Source organism: Pseudoduganella rhizocola, from assembly GCF_045984285.3.
Lineage (GTDB): Bacteria > Pseudomonadota > Gammaproteobacteria > Burkholderiales > Burkholderiaceae_D > Rugamonas.
The window spans coordinates 46822-63690 of the sequence record NZ_JBJQIK030000011.1 but is presented as its reverse complement, the minus strand read 5'-3'; the positions used below and the strand labels follow the sequence as shown (position 1 = coordinate 63690).

Genomic DNA, 16869 nt, shown 5'->3' with positions numbered 1-16869 from the left:
CTTAGTTTGGATCCGTACAGGTGGCTGCGGTCCCGTAAGGGCTGATTGCGCCCGGAGGACTCACGTTCCTATTAGTATAATCCGCCGACAGGCCGATCAGCTGAACAAATCCCACATAACGCGCTTCCGTGCCCGCCGTCTGGCCGGTAATCGTGAGGTCGGCGTTGACCCAGTAAGCGCGGTCTTTCGGGTAGGTAAGCGACACAATGGCACGGCCGCCGGCGTCGGTAGTGCCGCTGGACGTCACCGTGACCGGAATCCCCGGATCGAGGCGGCCGTTGCCGTTGATGTCCTTCACCGCCGACACGATGCCGCTGCCGTCGGTATCCTCGTTGGCACACGCGGGTGCGCTGAACACCGGCGACCAGGGTCCATCCGGTTCGGCATAGGCCATGGTGCCCTTGAAGTAGAAGCGCGGACGGATCGACGCCGTCACGTTCACACCGGCTTTCGCATTGCCGGCGGCATCCGTTACCACCACCGTGTAGTCGCGGCGATAGGTCGTTGCGTCCGGCGTCAGTACCGTGTTGCCGGTACCGGCCGAAATGAACAGTGCTTTCTGGCCCACCGTCAGGCTGACAATTGCCGAAGCGTTGGAGCCGCCCTGGATCTGCGCGCGGACCTTCACGCCATCGGCGGCGCTGGACGAAGTGCCGGCGATGTAGGACACGGTGGCGGCACCGTCGCTGCCCGTCAGCACGACCGCAGGCTGGGTCAGCGTGCCGCCGGTCGGGTCGCTGACGATGGTGAAGGCCACGGGCGCATTTTTCACCAGGTTATTGGCCGCAGTACCGTCGCGCACCACGGCGCGAATCGCCGCCTGCTGGCTGGTGCTGCCTGGCGCATTGGCGCCCACTACGGAAGGATCGGCCTGTGCGATCACCGTGGCGGTGGCCAGCAGCGGGGCTACAAATTCCACGACTCCTTGCGCCGTCGCGTTGTTCGCGGTCGTGGTTGCGGTCAGGGTCGCCACGCCGGGGCTGGTGGCGCTGACATAGGCGGTCGCATTGCCCGATGCCAGCGGAATCGCCACCGTCAGCGGCGTCGAACAGGCTGCATTGCTGTACACGGTGCCGCGCGAGGAGCTCACGGTCACGCTGCCGCCGGTCGGGGTGCCGCCGGCATCGCTGTGGATCGCTACCGGGTGGCACTGGTTGATTGCAGCAGTCGCCTGCACGGCGCCGCTGCCATTGACTACCGCCACCGTGAAGTTGGTATTGCTGACATTGATACCTGCGGTGGACGTCTCGCCCATCGAGCTGACCGTGATGGTGTCGGCGCCGGCTGTGGCGGCCGAATAGCTCAGCGTGAGCTGGCCGGCGGAGTTGGTCACGGCAGCACCGCCGCCTTTTACGCTCAGCTGGTTGCGCGCTGCGCTGAAGGTAACAGCCTTGCCGACCAGGGCATTGCCTGCGGAATCCACCAGCTTGACGGTAACGTCCGTGCTGGTGCCCACGCTGACCGAGCTGCTGGCATTGACCTGCACCTGGGTACCCACCACGCTCACCTGCGCCGTCACCGGCTCCAGGCCCGCAATGGTTGCCGTCACCTTGATGACGCGCGAACGCGCGTCGTTGCCGGTGCTGAGCTTCTCGGTCACGCGGCCGGCGGCATCGGTAATGCGGGTGCCGGCGGTCAGGCTGCCGGAATCGGCCGCCAGGTCCACTTTCACGTTCGGCATCACGGTGTTGTTCGAATCCTTGACGAGGGCCGTTACCGTCACTTCCGAACCGGCGGCGCCGGACGACTGCAGTGTGCCGGAATCGGTGGTCAGCGTCAGCGTCTGGCTGGCCGCCACCACATTCACCTTCACTTCGTTCGAGTTCACGCCGCCCGCGCTGGCGCTGATGGTGATGGTGCGCGGTGCCGGATTGCCCTTGGTGTTGATCTTTTCGGTGACGATGCCGTTGGCATCGGTGGTGCGCGTGGTGTTGCTGATATTGCCCGAATCCGCCTTGAAGCTCACGGTCTGGTTTGGCAGCACATTGTTGCTGCCGTCCTTGACCACGGCGGTCAGGGTCACTTCGGTGCCGTCCAGGCCCGATGAAGGCATGGTGGCGGCGCTGGCCGTCAGCACCACGCTCGCGACCTTGGCCGCCGGCGTCACGCCGCCAGGACCGGTGCCCGGCGAACCGCCGCCGCCGCCGCAGGCTGCCAACAGGCCGGCGCAGGCGAAAGTGCCCAGCCAGCCGCCCAGTTTTCGGAACAAGTGCTTCTCGGTAGTCATCTCGTATTACCCTTATTGTTAGAGCTGAATTCTGCTTGTCTCAGCGCGCGCTGAGACGTTCGGCGACGATTTTCGGCGTGATGAAGACCAGCAGCTCGGTCTTGTCGTCAGTGCGCGCGGTATTGCGGAACAGGTAGCCCAGCACCGGCACGTCGCCCAGCAGCGGCACCTTGGTTTCCGTGCTGCGCTGCGTCTGCTGGTAGATACCGCCCAGCACCACGGTGCCGCCGTTTTCCACCATCACCTGCGTTTTCACGTGCTTGGTGTCGATCGCGAAACCGGCGCGGGTTTCCTGGCCCACGCTGTCCTTGTTCACGTCCACATCGATCACCACATTGCCGTCCGGCGTGATCTGCGGCGTCACTTCGAGGCGCAGGTTGGCCTTGCGGAACACGATGGAGGTGGCGCCGCTGCTGGTCGCCACCTGGTAAGGCAGTTCCAGTCCCTGCTCGATGGTGGCCACTGCCTTGTCGGCGGTCACCACGCGCGGGCTGGAGATGATCTTGCCCGTGCCATCCGCTTCCAGCGCGGACAGTTCCAGGTTAAGGAAGCGGTTCGCCGCAGCATTGAACAGGCTGACCGCCAGGTTGCCCGCCGCCGCGCCGTTGATGGGCGCTGCCGGCAGGTCGATCATGGTGGTGTTGGTGTAGCCGTCGCCGTTGTCGGGCGTCTGGCCCGTGACCTGGCCAATGCCGGTCAGGTTGCCGCCCAGGCCGATGCGGGTATTGCCGCCTCCGAGCGCCCAGCCGCTGTCGCCGCCGCGCAGGGTACGCAGGTCGGCGAAGCCCAGCTTCGCGCCCAGGTTGCGGGTAAAGCCGTCGTTCGCTTCCACGATGCGCGCCTCGATCAGCACCTGCTTGGTGGCCACGTCCGTTTTCTGGATCAGGCGGCGCACGTCCTCGATCTTGGAGGCGATGTCAGTCACGAACAGCTGGTTGGTGCGCGGCTCGATGATCGCGCTGCCGCGGCGCGACAGGATGCGGTTCTTGGAATCGGCGCCGCCTTCCAGGCCGAACACGGTCTTGAAGGATTCAGCCTTCTGGTAATTGAGCTGGAAGATTTCGGACTTGAGCGGCTCCAGGTCGGCGATCTGGGCGCGCTGCTCCAGCTCCAGCTTTTCCTTGGTCAGCAGCTCTTCCTTCGGCGCGATCCAGATCACGGAGCCGTTCTTGCGCATGTCCAGGCCCTTGGCCTGCAGCACCACGTCCAGCGCCTGGTCCCACGGCACTTCCTTCAGGCGCAGCGTCAGGTTGCCCGTCACGCTGTCGCTGGTGATGATGTTCAGGCCCGAGATATCGGCAATCGCCTGGAGCGCGGCCCGCACTTCCACGTTCTGGAAATTGAAGGACAGTTTCTCGCCGCGGTAGCCCTGCGTGCCCTGGGTCAGCTTGTTCGGGTCTTCCTTGATCGGCTTCACGTCCACCACCAGCTGGGTATCGCTCTGGTAAACGCTCTGCTCCCACAGGCCCTTCGCTTCGATATTCATGCGCACGTTGTCGCCCTGCGGCACGGTGGTGATCAGCGACACGGGAGTGCCGAAGTCGGTCACGTCGAGGCGGCGGCGCAGGGTTTCGGGCAGGCCGGTCTTCAGGAAATCGACAACCACGCCGGTCGCGGTCTGGCGCACGTCAACTGCCACCTGGCTGTTCGGCAGGTCCACCACGATGCGGCCTTCGCCATTGCTGCCGCGGCGGAAATCGAGATCGCGCAGCTGCTGCTTCGCGGGCGGGGCCACGGGGGCGGCGGCCTGCACCGGCAGGCCGCGCGCATCCACGGCGGTGGCCAGGCCGCCGGAACCGTCGATGGTGAGGATCACGGCATTGCCATCGATCGCGGTCGCGTAATTCAGGCTGCGTTTCAGGTTGAACACCAGGCGCGAACGTTCGCCGGCCTGCACCACGTTCACCGAGCGCAGCTCGCCCAGGTCCATCTCCTGCGTGGTCTTGCCGGTGCCGTTGCTGGTGGCGCCGAAGTCGAGCGCAATGCGCGGCGGATTGGTGATGGCAAAGCCGATCGGCAGTTTTTCCGGCGCATTCTTCAGCGCGATCTTCACGATCACATTCGACCCTTGCTGATTGGCCGTCACCGATTCGATCGTATTGCCTTGCTGCGCATGCGCCAGCAAGGCGGTGCCCGCCAGCGCCAGCGCGGCGCTCAGCTGGCGCAAGCCCCGCGTCAGGGTTCCGATGGCAATCATTGCGTACTCTCCTTGCTATCCTGCAGTTCCAACTTCGACATGCGCTCGACCCAGTCGCCGGCCGCATCTTGTACTACTTCCTTGACGTTCACCGCATCTTCGGTGATCGAGGTGATCTGGCCGAAGTTCTGGCCCAGGTACTGGCCGGCACGCACCTGGTACACCGAGCGGTCCACCTGCAGCAGGGCGAACATGGCGCCGCCTTTCTGCAGCGTGCCCACCATCTTCATGGTATCGAGCGGGAAGCCCTCGAGGAATTCCTTGCGGCGGCCCGTATCGGGCTGCAGGCCGCCGCCGGGGCGGGCCCTGGCCAGTTCGGCCAGCAGCTTGTTCGGGCTGAAGGGATCGGGCGCATCCGCCGAGGCATAGGCGAAAGGTACGAAGGTCTTCGGTTCCTGCAGCGGCTTGACGGAGGGGCGGGTCTGGCTGTCCACCTGCTTCATCCACTGCCGCACTTCCTGCACATCGCTGTCGCCGCATGCGCTCAGCAGCAGCACGCACAGCACGAGGGCGAGCTTCTTCATTTCTTCGCCCCTTTCTTCTTGTCGGCCGCGGCCTTGCGCTGCGCCAGCACTTCATCCTGGTCCAGGTAGCGGAAGGTCTTGGCCACGGCGTCCAGCGTCAGCGTGCCGTCCTTGCCGGCCACCAGCGCCATATTGTTCAGGGTGACGATGCGCGGCAGGTTCGCCATATCGCCCGCGAAGGCGCCGATGTCGTGGTAGTTGCCGGTCACCTTGATATCGATGGGCAGCTCGGCGTAGTAGTCCTTGACCACGACCTGCCCCGGCTTGAACAGCTCGAACTGCAGGCCGCGGCCCAGGCCCGCCTGGTTGATGTCGGACAGCAGCGCCGCCATCTCGGCCTTGCTCGGCAGCTGCTTCTCCAGCCGCACCACATACTGGTCCACCTGGGCCTTCTGTTTGATGAGGGCATCGAGGTTCGCCGCCTGCGCCGTCTTGATCTGGTATTCGTCGCGCAGCTGCTGCTCTTTTGCAGCACCCGCTTCCTGCTCCTCGAACTGGCCGCTCCAGTACAGGAGGTGGCCCAGCACCACCACGGCCACGGCCACGCCGATGCCGCACATGATGCGCGGCGCCAGCGGCCACTGGCCGGGGTGCACGCCGTTCAGGCCGCGGAACTGGGACGCGAAGTCTTCTGCCAGCTGTTTGATATCGATCGCCATATGCCTTCCTCAGCCCTGTGCCGCAGGCTTGGCGCCCGGTTTTGCGTCGTCCGGCGGCGCGTCCTTGTCGCGCGGACGCTTGATGCCGACGATGAGATTGAATTCAACGACCTTCTTCGCCGTCTTGCCCTGGCCAAGGTTGGAGGAACGCACCTCGATCAGGTCCGGCCGCTCCAGCCAGGGCGACGCGCTGGACAGGTTGCGCAGCAGTTCGGACACGCGCTCCTGCGACTGCGCGTAGCCGCCCACGGTGACGCGCTGGCCGTCCTGCTTGAATTGCTTGAGGTAGACGCCGGCGGGGGTCTGCTTGACCAGTTCATCGAGCAGGTAGACCGGCTGGTTGCGGTCGCCCTGCAGGTCTTCCACCGCCTGCTGGCGCGCCTTCAGCGCCTCGATTTCCTGTTTCAGCGTGGCGATCTGCGCGATCTTCACATCCAGCGCCTTGATGGACGACTGCAGCACTTCATTGCGCTCGTTCTGCACGGCGATGGCGCGCGCGTTATACAGCCCGACCAGCAGCACGATGCCGGCGCCGACCACGCCCGACAGCACCAGCAGCGCGATGAAGGCCGCCTTGCGCTGCTTGCGCTTCTCTTCGCGGTGCGGCAGGAGGTTAATGCGTATCATCAGCCGAACCTCCGCAGCGCCAGGCCGCAGGCCACGAGATAGGCCGGCGCGTCGGCGCGCAGCTGGCTCTCGCGCACCCCGGCGCCCAGCTGCATGCCCTTGAACGGCGAAATCACGGCGCTGGAAATGCGGGTGCGGTTGGCGATGATGTCGAGCAGGCCGGGCAAGGCAGCGCAGCCGCCCGCCAGGTAGATCTGGTCGATCTTCGTATACGGGGTTGAAGTGAAGAAGAACTGGATGGCTCGCGTGACTTCCAGCGCGGCGCTTTCCAGGAAAGGCTGCAGCAGTTCCAGCGCATAGTTTTCCGGCAGGTCGCTGGTCTTCTTGCGCGCTTCCGCTTCTTCAAAGGCCAGGCCATAGGCGCGCACGATATCCTGCGTCAGCGAGTTGCCGCCGAAAGGCTGCTCGCGCTCATACACGGTCATACCGTCCAGCATCACCGAGATATGCGTGACCTGTGCGCCCACCTGGAACAGGGCGATCACCTGCCCGGCGCCGCTCTCCGGCAGCTGGGCGATCACGCGGTCCAGCGCGGCGCGCGCGGCGTAGGACTCGATGTCCATCACGGATGCCTTCAGGCCGGAGGCTTCGGCCACGGCGACGCGGTCCTCCACCTTCTCGCGGCGGGCAGCGGCCAGCATCACTTCCACGTCATCGGCCGAATTGGCGACGGGGCCGATCACGTCGAAGTCCAGGCTCACTTCATCGAGGGCGAAGGGAATATACTGGCTCGCTTCGGATTCCACCTGCACTTCCAGCTGCTCTTCCGACAGGCCAGCTGGAAGCACGATCTTCTTTGTGATCACCGATGCCGGCGGCATGCCGAGGGCAACATGGCGCGCCCGCGTGCCGCTCTTCTTCAGCACGCGGCGTACGGCGTCCACTACCTGGTCGAGGTTCTCGATATTGCCATCGGCCACAGCGCCGCGCGGCAAGGCCTCGCTGGCGTAGCGTTCAAGGCGAATGCCGTCCTTGCCGGCATCGGCCAGCTCCACGAGCCGCACGCCCGACGAACTGATATCCAGTCCGACCAGCGGCGCCTTCCCGCCGCCGAGCAGGACTTTCAAATCAGGCATCATGACAAGAGAACCAAGTAGGTTGACATAGTAGAAATCGTTTTAAAACCTGTACTTAGGTCGCAAAAATGAGACAGTACATTAGATGCTAGCGCTATAGCCGAGTGCGTGTAAAGGTATTTCTGAAGGGCACTATTAGCGTCCTGTGCGGCTTTCGCCACACTATTTTTGACATCTCGTGTCCCGGAAAACAACTGTATTGTTACGTTATTCACGAACAATTTTTAACTTTCCCCCTGCTATCCGCTGCGCGCCGCGGCCAATTGCGCTCGCTTATAATGCCCAGCATCAAATCCCCGAAAGTGACGTCCCCGCATGACTGCTAATAACAACACGCCCGCCGGCAAGCACGCTCCCAAGAACATTCTGCTGATGGCCCTGGCCTCCCTGGTGGGCCTGGTGCTGGTGGGGCTGCTGCTCATCGTGTTCGGGCTGGCCCTCGCCTATCCCAACCTGCCTTCGCTGGACACCCTCACCGACTACCGGCCCAAGATGCCGCTGCGGATCTTCTCGGCCGACAATGTGCTGATCGGCGAGTTCGGCGAAGAGCGCCGCAACCTGGTCCACATCAAGGACATCCCGGACGTCATGAAGAAGGCTGTGCTGGCCATCGAGGACGACCGCTTCTACGAGCACGGCGGCCTGGATTACTGGGGCATCCTGCGCGCCATGGCGCACAATGCGACCGGCGGCGCACGCCAGGGCGCGTCCACCATCACGCAGCAGGTGGCGCGCAACTTCTTCCTGTCCAGCGAACAGACCTTCAAGCGCAAGGCCTACGAAGCGCTGCTGGCCTGGAAAATCGAACAGAACCTCACCAAGGACCAGATTCTTGAGGTTTACATGAACCAGATCTACCTGGGGCAGAGGGCTTACGGCTTCTCTTCGGCGGCACAGATCTATTTCGGCAAAAATCTGAAAGACATTAGCATCGCCGAAGCGGCCATGCTGGCCGGCCTGCCCAAGGCGCCTTCCGCCTACAACCCGGTGGTGAACCCGAAACGCGCGCGTACCCGCCAGCAGTACATCCTTCAGCGCATGGCGCAGCTGGGCTATATCACCCCGGCCCAATATGAAGCAGCCAAAAAAGAGGAGCTGAAGGTCAAGACCGACAGCAGCGAATTCGGCGTGCACGCGGAATATGTTGCAGAAATGGCACGCCAGCTGGTCTACGAGCAGTTCAAGGAAGACACCTATACGCGCGGCCTGAATGTATTCACCACCATCACCAAGGCCGACCAGGACGCCGCCTACCTGGCGCTGCGCAAGGGCGTGATGGACTACGAGCGCCGCCACCCCTACCGCGGTCCGGAAGCCTATGTGGACCTGCCGTCCAACAAGGCCGAGGTGGACGAAGTGATTGAAACCGAACTGGCCGAGCATCCGGACAGCGACGATATCGTGGCGGCGATGGTGCTGTCGGCCTCCCCGTCGAAGGTGACGGCGGTGACGGCGTCCGGCGAGGAAATCGCGATTACCGGCGCGGGCCTGGACATGGGCAAGTCCTGGCTGTCCGAAAAGGCGGCGCCGAACAAGCGCATCCGCCGCGGCGCCGTGATCCGGGTGACGCAGGAAGGCAAGGACTGGCAGATCACGCAGATGCCGGAGATCGAATCGGCCTTCGTGGCGGCCAGCACCGAGGATGGCGCGATCAAGGCCATGGTGGGCGGCTTCGACTACAACCGCAACAAGTTCAACCACGTGACGCAGGCGTGGCGCCAGCCGGGTTCCTCGTTCAAGCCATTTATCTATTCGGCTTCGCTGGAACGCGGCCTGTCGCCGGCGACCATGATCAACGACGCGCCGATTTCCTTCGATGCGGGCCAGACCGGCGGTCAGGCCTGGGAGCCGAAGAACTACGACGGCAAGTATGAAGGCCCGATGACGATGCGGCGCGGCCTGACGAAATCGAAGAACATGATTTCGATCCGCATCCTGCACAAGATCGGCGCCAGGTACGGCCAGGAATATTCAACGCGCTTCGGCTTCGAGGCCGACAAGAACCCGCCCTACCTGACGCTGGCGCTGGGCGCGGGCGCCGTGACGCCGCTGCAGATGGCAGGGGCCTATGCCGTGTTTGCGAATGGTGGCTACAAAGTCTCGCCCTACCTGATCTCCAAGGTGACGGACGCCAGCGGCCGCGTGCTGTCGCAGGCAGCGCCGGACCGTGCGGGCGTGGAAGCCAACCGCGTGATCGACGAGCGCAATGCCTTCCTGATGGACAGCATGATGAAGGACGTGGTGCGTTTTGGCACGGCGACCAAGGCGCTGTCGCTGAAGCGTCCGGACATCGCGGGCAAGACCGGCACCACCAATGATTCGGTGGACGCCTGGTTTGCGGGCTACCAGCCGAAGGTGGTGGGTGTGGCGTGGATCGGCTACGACCAGCCGAAGAACCTGGGCAACCGCGAAACCGGCGGCGGCCTGGCGCTGCCGATCTGGATCAGCTATATGCAGAAGGCGCTGAAGAATGTGCCGGTGGAGGAGCGCGTGGTGCCGGACGGCGTGATCCAGGTGGATGGCGAGTACTACTACGCCGAGAACCCGCCGGGCACCGGCGTGCAGAGTCTGGAAGGCAACGCCCGCGGCACCCCGGAACAGGAAAAAGCCCGCGACGCCGTCAAAAACGAGCTGTTCTAAAGAAACGTTGCTCAAAAATTGGGGACAGACCCGGATTTTGAAAATCCGGGTCTGTCCCCAATTTATTTGCAACTTTTTTTAGGGAGCAATGATTACGGGGGAGCCGCCAGATTGTTCGGTGGCGATCTGGGACAGGGCTGCGAACAGCTCGCTGCTGTCGCGCGTGTTGAGCCATTTGCCGTCCACGTGCCGGTAGTGGAAGCCGCCGGAACGGGCCGCCACCCACAGCTCCTGCATCGCCGCCTGGCTGTTGACGATGACCTTGGAGCCGTTGTGCAGGAACTCGATTTCCAGCACGTTGCCGTTGCGGCTGCACTCGGCATCGATCCGGTCCTGATCGTTGAGCTGGTCGATGGCGTGCTCGATGGCGGCCAGCGTGGCATCGGCCAGGTCCAGGAATTCGGTTTCGGTCATGCTACACTCCAAGATAATCTGTTCAAACCGTGATTCTAATCGTGAAGTCCTCTTTTGCGCTGCCCGCCATCGTTGTCCTGACCGCCATGCTATCCGCCTGCGGCCAGACTGGTCCTCTGTATCTGCCCAAACCGCCGGCAAAACCGGCGTCGGCTAACGAGCTGGGCAAACCGGGCGTTGCGCCTGCTTCGGCGCCCGTCCCTTCGACCCCTCCAGCCTCCCAACAGTAATTTATGCCTCACTTCGAATACCAGAACGGCGTGCTGCACGCCGAAGGCGTTGCGCTGACCGCCATCGCCGAACAATATGGCACGCCTGCCTACGTCTATTCCAAAGCCCAGCTGCTGGAAAATTTCGCCGCCTACGCTGACGCCGTCGCCGGCCGCGATGCGCTGGTCTGCTATGCCATGAAGGCGAACTCGAATCTCGCCATCCTTGACCTGCTGGCGCGCAAGGGCGCCGGCTTCGACATCGTGTCCGGCGGCGAGCTGCTGCGCGTGATTGCCGCGGGCGGCGATCCGAAGAAAGTGATCTTCTCCGGCGTCGGCAAGACCGTGGACGAGATGCGCCTGGCGCTGCAACACGACATCCTGTGCTTCAACGTGGAATCCATCCCCGAGCTGCACCGCCTGAACGAAGTGGCCGGCGCCGCCGGCAAGAAAGCGCGCGTTTCCCTGCGCGTGAATCCGAACGTGGACGCCAAGACCCACCCGTATATCGCCACCGGCCTGAAAGCCAATAAATTCGGCGTGGCCTTCAGCGATGCGCTGGACACCTACCGCGTTGCGGCCAAACTGCCGAACCTCGACGTATCAGGCATCGACTGCCATATCGGCTCCCAGCTGCTGGACGATGCGCCGCTGCTGGAAGCGCTGGACAAGCTGATTGAGCTGATCGACACGCTGGGCGCCGAAGGCATCCACCTGCACCATCTCGATATCGGCGGCGGCATCGGCATCGACTACGGCAACGGCGAAGGCTCGCCGGTTGCCGTGGGCGATTACCTGTCCCGCCTGTTCAAGCGCATCGATGCCTGGCGCGCCGGGAAGCACGGCGGCAAGGCGATCAAGGTGATCTTCGAGCCGGGCCGCTCCATCGTGGGCAATGCCGGCGTGCTGCTGACCAAGGTGGAATTCCTCAAGCACGGCGAAGAGAAGAACTTCTGCATCGTGGATGCGGCCATGAACGATATGGCGCGTCCCGCCATGTACCAGGCCTGGATGGAGATGCAGCCGGTGGTGCAGGGCAAACCCGGCGGCACCGTGTTCGACGTGGTGGGTCCCATCTGCGAATCCGGCGACTGGCTGGCGCGCGACCGCGAGCTGGCGGTGGAGCCGGGCGACCTGCTGGTGATGAAAACCGCAGGCGCTTACGGCATGACCATGGCTTCCAACTACAACACGCGCGGCCGCGTGGCGGAAGTGATCGTGGACGGCAGCACCACCCACCTGGTGCGCCGCCGCGAAACGCCGCAGGAGCTGTTCGCGCTGGAATCCGTCATCAAGTAATGTCGTCCCCGCGCCAGGCGGCGGTCCGCCGATGCGGGACCCAGGTGCCAGCCACTCACCCCTGGGCTCCCGCCTGCGCGGGAGCGACGCGCCGCGCCCACCACAGGCGCAGCCCCAGCAGCGCAGCCACAATCACCACAAACAGCAGCGGCTGTCCCAGGTCATTCTTGGCCGCCTTCATCCACCAGTAGTGCAGCACGCCCAGCGGTGCGATCACATAGACCAGCCGGTGCAGCCACAGCCAGCGCTTGCCGCCCAGGCGCTTCACCATGGCATTGGTGCTCGTCACCGCCAAGGGAATCAGCAGCACGAAAGCAATGAAGCCCACCGTGATGAAGGGCCGCTTCACCACATCCTTCAGCATCTCCTGAACATCGAAGAAGTGATCGAACCACAGGAAGGTGGTGAAGTGCAGCAAGCCATAGAAGAAGGCGTACAGCCCCAGCATGCGCCGCAGCTTGAGCACCCAGTTCCATTTCGACAGCCGGCGCAGCGGCGTCACCGCGAGCGTGATGCACAGGAAGTACAGCGTCCAGTCGCCCGTCGCGCGCGTGATGTACTGCAGCGGCTCCACCAGCTGTTCGGTGACCGTCAGCCACACCAGCTTGCCGAAGGGGACCAGCGCCAGCAGGAACACCAGCGCCTTGATCGCACTGAGCTGCTTCGGACTCGGATTGAAGGCCATCAGTAGAACTTCTTCAGGTCCATGCCCGAGTACAGCGAAGCCACGTCGTTATACCCGTTGAACATCAGCGTCTTGCGTTTGCGGGACAGGAAGCCGTCTTCGCCGATACGCCGCTCGGACGCCTGCGACCAGCGCGGGTGGTCCACATTCGGGTTCACGTTGGAATAGAAGCCGTATTCCTGGGGCGCCGAAACGTTCCATGCGGTGCGCGGCTGGTCCTTCACGAAGCGGATCTTCACAATCGACTTGGCGGACTTGAAGCCATACTTCCACGGCACCACAATGCGCACCGGCGCGCCGTTCTGGTTCGGCAGCGTTTCGCCATACATGCCCAGCGTGAGCAGGGTGAGCGGGTGGTTCGCCTCGTCCATGCGCAGGCCCTCCACATACGGCCATTGCAGCACGCGGCTGCCCACGCCCGGCATCTGCTTGCGGTCCGCCAGGGTCACGAATTCCACGTATTTCGCATTGCCGGTCGGCTCGGCCTTCCTGATGATCTCGGAGAGGGAATAGCCCACCCATGGAATCACCATAGACCAGCCTTCCACGCAGCGCAGGCGGTACACGCGCTCTTCCAGCGGCGCCAGCTTCAGCAGCGCGTCGATATCGAGGGTGAAGGGCTTCTTCACTTCGCCTTCGATGGAAACAGTCCACGGCCGGGTTTTCAGCGTGTGCGCATTCTCCGCCGGATCGCCCTTGTCGGTGCCGAACTCGTAGAAGTTGTTGTAGGTGGTGGCATCCTTGTAGGCGGTCTGCTTGTCCAGCGCCGAGTAGGACGGATTCAGCTTGGCGGCCAGCTTGGGATTGACGCCCTGGGCAAAGGCCTCGCGGTTGGCCATTTCCCACAGGGCGCTGCCGGCGATGGAGCCCAGCGCCAGCTGCTTGATGAAGCGCCGGCGGTCTTCAAAAACCTCGCGCGGGGTGATTTCCGAGGAAAACGGCAGGTCGATGCCGTTGGGGGAACGTTTGATCAGCATTGCACACTCCTGAATGGTGTCGTTGAATGAACCTTACACCATTCAGTCGTTTCAGGAGATTACATCCTTGCAATCTAAAGCTTCCCATAAGAATGCAGGCCGGACAGGAACATGTTGACACCAAGGAAAGCAAAGGTCGTCACCAGCAGGCCGACCAGCGCCCACCAGGCGGCAACCCGGCCGCGCAGGCCGGACATCAGGCGCATATGCAGCCAGGCCGCATAGTTGAGCCAGACGATCAGCGCCCAGGTTTCCTTCGGATCCCAGGACCAATAACCGCCCCAGGCTTCCGCCGCCCACAGCGCGCCCAGGATGGTGGCAATGGTAAAGAAGGCGAAACCGGCCGAAATGGACTTGTACATCACGTCATCCAGCAGCTCCAGCGAAGGCAGGCGGTCCACCAGGTAGCCATGGGACTTCAGCAGGTAGGCCGTGGCCACCATGGCCGCCAGCGCGAAGGTGCCGTAGCCGATGAAGTTGGCCGGTACGTGGATTTTCATCCACCAGCTCTGCAGCGCAGGCACCAGCGGCTGGATATCGGCCGCCCCGCGCGAGACCGTGTACCACAGCAGGAAGGCCACCGCCGCCGAAATCACCAGCAGCACGAAGGCGCCCAGCTGGCGGGTCTGGTAGCGCTGCTCGTAGTAGAGGTGGAACATGGCCGTGATCAGGGCGAACAGGATGAACACTTCATACAGGTTCGAAATCGGAATGTGGCCCACGTCCGTACCGATCAGGTAGGACTCGTACCAGCGCACCAGCATGCCGGTAATGCCGAACACCAGCGCGGCCCAGCACAGGCCCGCGCCGATGGCGCCGCCGGTGGCCGAACGGCTGATCAGCCCGATCCAGTAGAACAGCGTGGACAGGAAGAAGAACACGCTCATCCACAGAATCGCGGACTGGCTGGAGATCATGTAGCGCAGCCAGAACTTCTTGTTCGCCATCTCCAGGTCGCCGGCGTACATGGACACGGCCCACAGCGCCAGCAGGAAGGTCAGCGGCATGACCCAGCGCACCGGCTTCCAGTGCCAGCCCAGCGCGGCGAATACCGGCGCGGAGGCGACCAGGATCACCTTCTCGTAGATGTCCATATAGGCGCCGAAGCGGTTCAGCGCGTACAGGGCGCCGGCCAGCAGCGCGAGGCCGAACAGCCAGTCGAAAATGCTCAGGCGCTTGAAATAGCCGGGCGCCTGCGTGTAAGGTTGGTTCTGGGTAATTTCCATGCTTTAGGTCTCCCCTTCTGACGGCAACAGCTTACGCCGATTGCGGCAGCTTTTCCTTTAAATCGTTGAATTCTTTGTCGAAATCCAGGGTCTTGCGCTGGGTGCTCATGGCCATCAGCGCATGGGTGCCCTGTTCGTCATCGCGCAGCCAGATCCACAGGCGGCGCTCGCGGATGTAGAACATGGCGAACACCCCCAGCACCAGGAAGGTGCAGCCGAGGTAGACCACGGCCTTGCCCGGCGAGCGCGTTACCTGGAAGACCGAGGCTTTCACCTGCGTATAGTCATCCAGCTGCAGGTAGACCGGCGCCTTGTAGAAGAAGCTGTCCGCCAGCGCATTGGTGGCCAGCTGCAGGAAGCGGGCGTGCTTCTCGTCGCCGTCCACGGCAGGCAGGCCGGCCTGCTCGCGCGTCACCTGCCACAGCTCCCACAGCGTGCCGTTCAGGATCTTCATGAAGATATCGGCGGCCTTGGCCTGTTCCCCTTCCGGCACCTTGCGCAGGAAGTCGGTGACGGCGACGAAGCCGGCCGATTTTTCATCGCCCGCGAAAATTTCCAGGCTCTTCAGCGAGGACTGTTCCAGCTGGGTCTGCATCTGCACCGCATTGCCGCCGGCCGGCATGGCGCGGCGCGCGTACGCTGCGGCGGCCTTGGCGCGCAGTTGCGGATCGTTGAGGGCGGCGCGCAGGCGCATCCAGTCGCGCACGCTGTATTCGTCGTCGGCCGGAATACGCAGATAGCTGAAAGGCTCGCCCGGATTGCTGCGCACGCCGGCCAGGAAGACGGTTGCGCCGTCGACCGTTACCGGCTGCATATAGTTCTGGTATTCGCGGGCCTGGCCGGTGGCGTCGCGCAGCTTGTACTGCACGCTGGGGCCCACGTTCTTCAGGTCTTTGTTGTTGGCGTTCTTGGCGGCCGAGCCCAGCTGCTTCGACAGCGCTTCGTTCAGGTTCTCGCCCTTCTTCACGGCGCGCGCGTCCTCGCCGGCCAGGTTCTCGACGTTGAAGGGGCGGAAATCGCTCCACTCCACCGTGTAGGCATCGTTCAGTTTGGTCGAGGAGCCGACTTCGCCGCTGATATCGAATTTGTCCGCCTTCGGGCCGGCCATCGGGAAGCCCGTCAGCTTGAGTTTGCTGCCGCCGTCTTCGAAGCTGGACTGGTAGACCGCCAGGCCCTTGTAGATCAGCGGCTTGTTGACTTCGATCACCGACGAGAAGGTGTGGCCCGTTTCGTTATCGCGCACCGTCACTTCGCTGGCGAACAGCTTGGGCATGCCGGTGCTGTAAAAGTCGATGTTGAACTTGTTCAGCTGGATGGTGAAGGGCAGTTCCTGGATCAGCACGCCGTCCGCGCGCGGAATCACGGCCGTATTGCTGGCCGCGCCTTCCGGAATCATGCTGTTGGCGCGGAAGGTGGGGTTGCCGACGCTGAGGCGGTGCTGTGCCGGGATATCGGAAATCAGGCCGCTGCCCGCGAAGGGCGTCTTGCCCATGAACCATTCCTGGATGCGGATCGGCATGTCCGAATCCAGCAGGCCGCCGATGCAGATCACCACAATTGCCGTGTGCGCGAAGATATAGCCGAACTTGTTGGCCGCGCCGCGCTTGGCCGCCACCAGCGTGCCGCCATCCTTCTCGACGATCTTCGCCTGGTAGCCGGCATGCGAGAGGCGCGTGGCCATCTGCTGCGCCATGGCGCTGCGCGCCAGCGGCGACTGCCATTCGTTCTTGTGGTGGAAGTTGCGCAGCGACTGCTCGCGCACGTTCTCCTTCCAGCTGCGCATATCCTTGATCATCTTCGGCGCATTGCGCACGATGCACAGCGAAGTGGACACGACGAGGAAGCCCATCATCAGCAGGAACCACCAGGCCGAGTACACGGCGTAGAGGCCCAGCTTGGCGAACACTTCGAACCAGAAGGGGCCGAACTGATTGATATAGTCCGGCATTGCGCGGTTTTGCTGCATGATGGTGCCGATAATCGCCGAGATGGCGATCATGACCAGCAATGCGATGGCAAAGCGCATCGACGACAAGAGCTCGAAAGCCTCATCGACTGCGGGACGGCGGGTATTCAGGCGGATGCCGGTGGTGCTGGGTTCGCTCATGC

14 protein-coding genes are annotated in these 16869 nt (G+C 63.4%); 3 read left to right on the top strand and 11 right to left on the bottom strand.

What is annotated here, in order from left to right; genetic code table 11:
• Position 1 precedes the first annotated feature (1 nt).
• The 6 genes from ACJRPG_RS20945 to ACJRPG_RS20920 are packed head-to-tail and all read right to left on the bottom strand — an operon-like array spanning position 2 to position 7310.
• Positions 2 to 2227, bottom strand: coding sequence for an Ig-like domain-containing protein (locus tag ACJRPG_RS20945; RefSeq protein WP_408002037.1), 2226 nt, complete (start codon positions 2225 to 2227; stop codon positions 2 to 4).
• 40 nt (positions 2228 to 2267) lie between these two features.
• Positions 2268 to 4424, bottom strand: coding sequence for a type IV pilus secretin PilQ (locus tag ACJRPG_RS20940; protein WP_408002036.1), 2157 nt, complete (start codon positions 4422 to 4424; stop codon positions 2268 to 2270).
• The gene (locus ACJRPG_RS20935) at positions 4421 to 4948 is read right to left on the bottom strand and encodes a pilus assembly protein PilP (RefSeq protein WP_408002035.1); all 528 of its coding nucleotides are present in this window, start codon (positions 4946 to 4948) and stop codon (positions 4421 to 4423) included. Before ACJRPG_RS20935 ends, ACJRPG_RS20940 begins: the two co-directional genes overlap by 4 nt.
• Positions 4945 to 5607 (bottom strand): type IV pilus inner membrane component PilO, encoded by a 663-nt coding sequence (locus ACJRPG_RS20930; RefSeq protein WP_408002034.1) that lies wholly within the window; start codon positions 5605 to 5607, stop codon positions 4945 to 4947. Before ACJRPG_RS20930 ends, ACJRPG_RS20935 begins: the two co-directional genes overlap by 4 nt.
• A gap of 9 nt (positions 5608 to 5616) precedes the next feature.
• Positions 5617 to 6234: a PilN domain-containing protein gene (locus tag ACJRPG_RS20925; RefSeq protein ID WP_408002033.1), complete on the bottom strand. Its 618-nt coding sequence runs from the start codon at positions 6232 to 6234 to the stop codon at positions 5617 to 5619.
• Entirely contained in the window at positions 6234 to 7310 is a 1077-nt protein-coding gene (locus ACJRPG_RS20920; protein ID WP_408002136.1) for a pilus assembly protein PilM, read from the bottom strand. Before ACJRPG_RS20920 ends, ACJRPG_RS20925 begins: the two co-directional genes overlap by 1 nt.
• Before the next feature lie 315 nt (positions 7311 to 7625).
• Here ACJRPG_RS20920 and ACJRPG_RS20915 point away from each other — a divergent pair, with 315 nt between their 5' ends.
• Positions 7626 to 9950 carry a penicillin-binding protein 1A gene (locus tag ACJRPG_RS20915; protein WP_445322691.1) on the top strand — a complete coding sequence of 775 codons (2325 nt, stop codon included), beginning with the start codon at positions 7626 to 7628 and terminating at the stop codon, positions 9948 to 9950.
• A gap of 78 nt (positions 9951 to 10028) precedes the next feature.
• On the opposite strand, the gene cyaY is transcribed toward ACJRPG_RS20915, so the two are convergent.
• A complete protein-coding gene (gene cyaY / locus ACJRPG_RS20910; RefSeq protein ID WP_408002032.1) occupies positions 10029 to 10364 on the bottom strand; it encodes an iron donor protein CyaY in 336 nt (111 codons plus the stop codon).
• Between the two features lie 29 nt (positions 10365 to 10393).
• On the opposite strand from cyaY, the gene lptM reads away from it, so the two are divergent.
• Positions 10394 to 10594: an LPS translocon maturation chaperone LptM gene (lptM, locus tag ACJRPG_RS20905; RefSeq protein ID WP_408002031.1), complete on the top strand. Its 201-nt coding sequence runs from the start codon at positions 10394 to 10396 to the stop codon at positions 10592 to 10594.
• A 3-nt stretch (positions 10595 to 10597) separates the two neighbouring features.
• Positions 10598 to 11872: a diaminopimelate decarboxylase gene (gene lysA, locus ACJRPG_RS20900; protein WP_408002030.1), complete on the top strand. Its 1275-nt coding sequence runs from the start codon at positions 10598 to 10600 to the stop codon at positions 11870 to 11872.
• Positions 11873 to 11927: 55 nt separating this feature from the next.
• On the opposite strand, the gene msrQ is transcribed toward lysA, so the two are convergent.
• The 4 genes from msrQ to ACJRPG_RS20880 all read right to left on the bottom strand — a co-directional run bounded on the left by msrQ (position 11928) and on the right by ACJRPG_RS20880 (position 16867).
• Positions 11928 to 12557: a protein-methionine-sulfoxide reductase heme-binding subunit MsrQ gene (gene msrQ, locus ACJRPG_RS20895; protein ID WP_408002029.1), complete on the bottom strand. Its 630-nt coding sequence runs from the start codon at positions 12555 to 12557 to the stop codon at positions 11928 to 11930.
• Positions 12557 to 13534 carry a protein-methionine-sulfoxide reductase catalytic subunit MsrP gene (msrP, locus tag ACJRPG_RS20890; RefSeq protein WP_408002028.1) on the bottom strand — a complete coding sequence of 326 codons (978 nt, stop codon included), beginning with the start codon at positions 13532 to 13534 and terminating at the stop codon, positions 12557 to 12559. The genes msrQ and msrP overlap by 1 nt, the downstream gene beginning before the upstream one ends.
• 74 nt (positions 13535 to 13608) lie before the next feature.
• On the bottom strand, positions 13609 to 14760 hold the full coding sequence (gene ccsB / locus ACJRPG_RS20885; RefSeq protein ID WP_408002027.1) for a c-type cytochrome biogenesis protein CcsB: 1152 nt from the start codon (positions 14758 to 14760) through the stop codon (positions 13609 to 13611).
• A gap of 31 nt (positions 14761 to 14791) precedes the next feature.
• Positions 14792 to 16867: a cytochrome c biogenesis protein ResB gene (locus tag ACJRPG_RS20880; RefSeq protein WP_408002026.1), complete on the bottom strand. Its 2076-nt coding sequence runs from the start codon at positions 16865 to 16867 to the stop codon at positions 14792 to 14794.
• Positions 16868 to 16869: the final 2 nt, after the last annotated feature.

Excerpts from the sequence above, each read along its gene's own strand:
- ACJRPG_RS20935 (WP_408002035.1), bottom strand. The coding sequence starts at position 4,948 with ATGAAGAAGCTCGCCCTCGTGCTGTGCGTGCTGCTGCTGAGCGCATGC.
- lysA (WP_408002030.1), top strand. The coding sequence starts at position 10,598 with ATGCCTCACTTCGAATACCAGAACGGCGTGCTGCACGCCGAAGGCGTT.
- cyaY (WP_408002032.1), bottom strand. The coding sequence starts at position 10,364 with ATGACCGAAACCGAATTCCTGGACCTGGCCGATGCCACGCTGGCCGCC.
- ACJRPG_RS20945 (WP_408002037.1), bottom strand. The coding sequence starts at position 2,227 with ATGACTACCGAGAAGCACTTGTTCCGAAAACTGGGCGGCTGGCTGGGC.
- ACJRPG_RS20940 (WP_408002036.1), bottom strand. The coding sequence starts at position 4,424 with ATGATTGCCATCGGAACCCTGACGCGGGGCTTGCGCCAGCTGAGCGCC.
- ccsB (WP_408002027.1), bottom strand. The coding sequence starts at position 14,760 with ATGGAAATTACCCAGAACCAACCTTACACGCAGGCGCCCGGCTATTTC.
- ACJRPG_RS20915 (WP_445322691.1), top strand. The coding sequence starts at position 7,626 with ATGACTGCTAATAACAACACGCCCGCCGGCAAGCACGCTCCCAAGAAC.
- ACJRPG_RS20930 (WP_408002034.1), bottom strand. The coding sequence starts at position 5,607 with ATGGCGATCGATATCAAACAGCTGGCAGAAGACTTCGCGTCCCAGTTC.
- ACJRPG_RS20925 (WP_408002033.1), bottom strand. The coding sequence starts at position 6,234 with ATGATACGCATTAACCTCCTGCCGCACCGCGAAGAGAAGCGCAAGCAG.
- ACJRPG_RS20880 (WP_408002026.1), bottom strand. The coding sequence starts at position 16,867 with ATGAGCGAACCCAGCACCACCGGCATCCGCCTGAATACCCGCCGTCCC.
- ACJRPG_RS20920 (WP_408002136.1), bottom strand. The coding sequence starts at position 7,310 with ATGCCTGATTTGAAAGTCCTGCTCGGCGGCGGGAAGGCGCCGCTGGTC.
- msrQ (WP_408002029.1), bottom strand. The coding sequence starts at position 12,557 with ATGGCCTTCAATCCGAGTCCGAAGCAGCTCAGTGCGATCAAGGCGCTG.
- msrP (WP_408002028.1), bottom strand. The coding sequence starts at position 13,534 with ATGCTGATCAAACGTTCCCCCAACGGCATCGACCTGCCGTTTTCCTCG.